The 4,878-nt window shown below is 41.6% G+C and carries 1 protein-coding gene; it reads right to left on the reverse strand.

The genetic code is table 11. The features are described 5' to 3' along the window. The coding region (locus E1140_RS21315; RefSeq protein ID WP_185153371.1) for a fibronectin type III domain-containing protein at positions 1-4,878 on the reverse strand (4,878 nt) is incomplete at both ends.

Consider the following 4,878-nt stretch of genomic DNA (forward strand, 5'->3'; position numbering starts at 1 on the left):
GCGTATCGCTGAGATGTTGCCATTGTATTGTGGCTGGTGCTCCAGCTCATCATTACCTGTAAAGGTTTTTACTAACACTGCCGGTGAGCCTACTGACTTCTGGGCACCTACAAGGCTTTGAACACGGTAATAGTAGGTGGTATGCGACTCTATACCCGTATCCCTATATTCCAGGGTTAAGCCGTTTACTGTACCTATAATGGCATAGTCATCATCTATGGTTAATGACCTGCTAATTTCATAACCTGTGGCATTGGGTACTGCCTCCCACGATAGGGTAACACTATTTTCCCGCATACTGCTAATGCTGGCTACTGGTGCTGCCGCCTGCAGCTCAATAGATGCTGATGCTCCCCAGCAGGCTGCTGTATTGTTTTTGCTCCTTATGTAATAGGTGCCTGATGTTAACGCCTGATAGGTGGCTGCTGAATTACTTTGACTGGTGCCATTGGCATTGGTGCCTTGCCAGTACCAGGTCTCACCAGATGACGGTGTACCTCTTTCTAGCAATGTATAGTCATAACCTTGCTCAGAAACACTTAGTGTTGGGGTATCTGGAATTTGATTGACGGTTACGTTTACCGAACTACTACCACCCCAGCAGCCCGCACTTGTTCGCGAGCGTAAGTAAACTTTACCGCTTACTGTAGCGCTGTAGGTACTATTAGCATTTGCAGTAGAAGTACCTGACGCTCTGGTTTGCCAGTACCAAACCACTCCTGATGGTGGGGTGCCCCTGGTTAATACTTTTGGGCCACAGGTATTGGTGGATACGGTTGGTGTAGCTGGTGTAGCTGGTGTAGGATTTACTGTCACTGCTACTGACACGCTACTTCCCCAGCAGCCTGCACTACTTCTCGAGCGCAGGTAAACGGTTGTGCTTGCTGCAACGCTATGGGTAGCACTGCTATTCTCTGTAGCGGTCCCTGAAGCGCTGGTCTGCCAGTACCAAATCTCTCCTGCCAGTGGTGTGCCTCTGGTTAATGTCTTAGGTCCACAGGTATTACTGGATACCGTTGGGGTTGGTGGTGCTAACGGAATTTTATTTACTGTTACAGCGATTGATCTGCTACCACTCCAACAACCTGCACTGTTTCTCGCTCTTAGATAAACCGTGCCACTACTTGTTACACTATAGGTACTATTTGAATTGGCTGTAGATGTACCTCCTGAACTGGTCTGCCAGTACCAAATCTCTCCTGATGGTGGGGTGCTTCGTGTTAGTGTCTTTGCACCACAGGTGTTGCCAGATACAGTAGGCATAGAAGGGCTAGTGTTGGCCACTCCTCCAAACTGAACAGTTATAGGCAATGACTCTCCCCAGGTACCTGAGTGGTTATATCTTGATCTGAGGTAGTAGGTCCCGGATGCTGGAGGAGCATACGTCAGGTTACTATTACTAGTGCTGGTTCCCGCACTATTTGTTCCTTGCCAGTACCACTCCTGACCCGCAGGTGGCTCTTCCCTTGTAATAGTAGCATAACCACAGGCATCCTCTGAGATACCAATAATAACTGGTACTGGGGGTGTGCCACTTAACGCCTCCTGATCATTGATGCAAATACCAAAAGTTCCTTCTTCAGTATCCGATGGAGAAACATTACCCACCATGATATAATAATCGTTGCCTATTTCAAGATTATTACTTTCAATCCAATACCCATATAAATTCGTATCTGGATTATAGTCAGGGTCATCAATGCACATAAGAATATTCTGGCTCTGAGATTCTATCAATGACATCATAATAGTACCAGTGCCCAACGTTGTTCGCACAACTTCAACATTTAAGTATTCTGTAGCTGCTGTAAATTTGAACCACACTGTGTTATAAGCATCACCACAACCTCCATCTTCAAATCCGCCTGCCCCTACATTACTATAAGACTGGGCATCGCTACAGTAATTATTTAGATTCGTTAATTCTGTAGCTCCTGCTATAAAATCATTGGTCAGCTGATCTGTAGCACATATGCTAAAACTTCCTTCATAACTACTGGATGATGAGGTGTTCGCCACCATGATATAATAGTCTGTGCCAATACTCAGATTTCCTGATTCTAATACGTACTCGTCACCGCCTGAACCACTATTTATACCGTCATCAGTGCAGGCTATAGGGTTTGCATTTTCATCTTGCAATGCCACGACAACGTAATTGTCATTAATACCTTCAGCTTTTAACCTAAAGTTTAAAAACCCTGTAGCTGCCGTGAACTTAAACCATACCGAATTATGCACACTGCCATCGCAATCGGTACTTTCGCTGCCGGTGGCTCCTACATTGGTAAATGCTGCTGAAGCGCTGCACCAATTGTTTAAATCGGTAAGCGCTACGGCTCCAACTTTCCTGTCAAAGGTTGCCTGGTCATTAACACATACCCCAAAAGTACCTTCGTAACTGTCGGATGAGTATGAGTTTGCCATTTTAATATAATAGGTTGCCCCAATGGTCAAACTCTCTGATTCCAGGGTATATTCTTCCACACCCGTTAATGAATTATGAACACCATTATTTACACAGGCTACTGAATTGCCTCCATCATCTTCCAAGGACAGCACAACATAATTATCATTCAGGGTTTGAGGGATAAGTTTAAAATTTATGAACGATGTGGCTGCTGTAAATTTAAACCATACCGTATTATATATACTCCCATCACAGCTGGCACTTTCATTGCCTGTTGCTCCTTCATTGGTATAGGCACCTGCTGCACTGCACCAACTGTTCAAATCGGTAAGTTCTACCGCTCCTATTTTCTTATCAAATGAAGCCTGGTCATTAACGCAAATACCAAAAGTACCTTCATAACTATCTGATGAGTATGTGTTTGCTATTTTAATATAATAGAGGTTTCCAATGGTTAAACCTTCGGTTTCTAAGGTATATTCAGCAACACCTGTTGTTGAGTTATAAACGCCATTGTTTATACAGGCTACTGAGTTGCCTGCTTCATCTTCCAGAGATAATACCACTAAACCATCATTTAAGGTTTCAGGTATCAGCTTAAAATTTAAATATGCTGTGGCCGCTGTAAACTTGTACCACACGGTATTGTACACACTGCCATCGCATGAAGTGCTCTCACTGCCAGTAGCTCCTTCATTGGTGTAGGCACCTGGCCCACTACACCAGTTATTGAGGTCTGTTAACTCTTTTGCATCTTCTTTGAAATCATAGTTTGGTACATTGTTAACACATAATCCGAAACTACCATTATAACTTGAACTAGAATACTGGACACCTACAACAATATAATATGATGATCCAGCATTTAGGTTTTCAGCATCAATCACGTATTCATAAGCACCGTTATTATAGGTATAGCTTTCATCACAGTAAAGAACATTCTCACTCTCATCCAATAAGACCAAAGACCCGTTATAGTATGACATTGTCTCTGGCATCATTTTTATTTGAGCTTCATCATGTTGAGCCAAAAACTTAAACCAAACATCATTATAGACGGTTCCCGTGCAATTTCTATTGGTACTACCAATTGCTTCAACATTAGTGTAAGCACCCACACCACTGCACCAATTATCTAAATCAGTTAATTCAACGGCACCTTCTTTAAAATCAAAACTTGGTTTATCCGATACACAAATACCAAAGGTGCCTTCATATGAATCTGATGAAGATTGTGTCCCTACCAATATATAATAGGTGTCTCCTACTGTTAAATTCTCAGATTCTATCACAAACTCATCATTACCTGTAGTTGGGTTAGAAACAACATCTTCGGTACACACCAACGTATTTTGGTTACCATCCATTAACGATATGATTCCATTATTGTCATTATAAGTCTCCGGTGTCAATATGAATTTCAGGTAATTGGTCGTAGCTGTTACTTTAAACCAAACGGTGTTATACACACTTCCATCGCAAGAGGTGCTCTCATTGCCTGTCGCATCTATATTATTGTAGGCTCCTGCCTCACTGCACCAATTATCCAGGTTGGTTAATTCAATAGCATTCTCAATGAAATCAAAATTAGGTGCATTATTAACACATAAACTAAAAGTACCTTCTCGCGTATCACTTGAACTCCTTCCACCAACAAGAATATAGTACCGGTCACCCACTGTCAGATTTACCGCATCTATTGAAAACTCATAAATCCCGCCTCCTACATAATCAGAGTTTTGCTGACATTCAATAGCATTATCATTTTCATCCATTAAGATCACTGACCCGTAGCTACGATTCAATGTCTCAGGTGTCATCACTATTCTCGCCTCATCATGTTGGGCTATAAATGTGAACCACACATCATTGTAAACTGTATTTCCACAGTTGGGATAAAAATTTCCTGTTGCATCTATGTTACTGAAAGCACCAGCATCACTACACCAATTATTAAGATTAGATATCTCAAGTGCTCCTTCTTTAAAATCAAAGCTTGGTTTGTTAGATATGCAGATACCGAAAGTTCCTTCATAACTACTTGAAGATGATCCATTAGCTACAATAATGTAATAATCGGACCCTATAGTTAGGTTTTCCGTTTCTAGAAAATATTCATCAACGCCAGTATTACTGTTGTAAACACCATCCTCAGAACAGGTGATATCATTATCATTTTCATCTTTTAATGAAATCACAACGTTGTTATTATTCAATCCCACTGGTGTAAGTTTAAAATTCAAATAATCAGTCGTAGCAGTAAACTTGAACCAGGCGGTATTGTAGACAGATGGATCACAATCTGTATTTTCACTACCAGAGGCATCTTCATTGGTATAGGCCTCTGCAGTACTGCACCAATGATTTAAATTAGTAAGAACTTCTGCTGTTGCTTTGGTGTCATTAGGAATCTGACCAAAAGAATAATGAGATAAAATGACAAGTAAGGCACCTGCCAGATAACGTAA

Source organism: Fulvivirga lutimaris (assembly GCF_009711525.1).
In the GTDB taxonomy this organism is placed as follows: domain Bacteria; phylum Bacteroidota; class Bacteroidia; order Cytophagales; family Cyclobacteriaceae; genus Fulvivirga; species Fulvivirga lutimaris.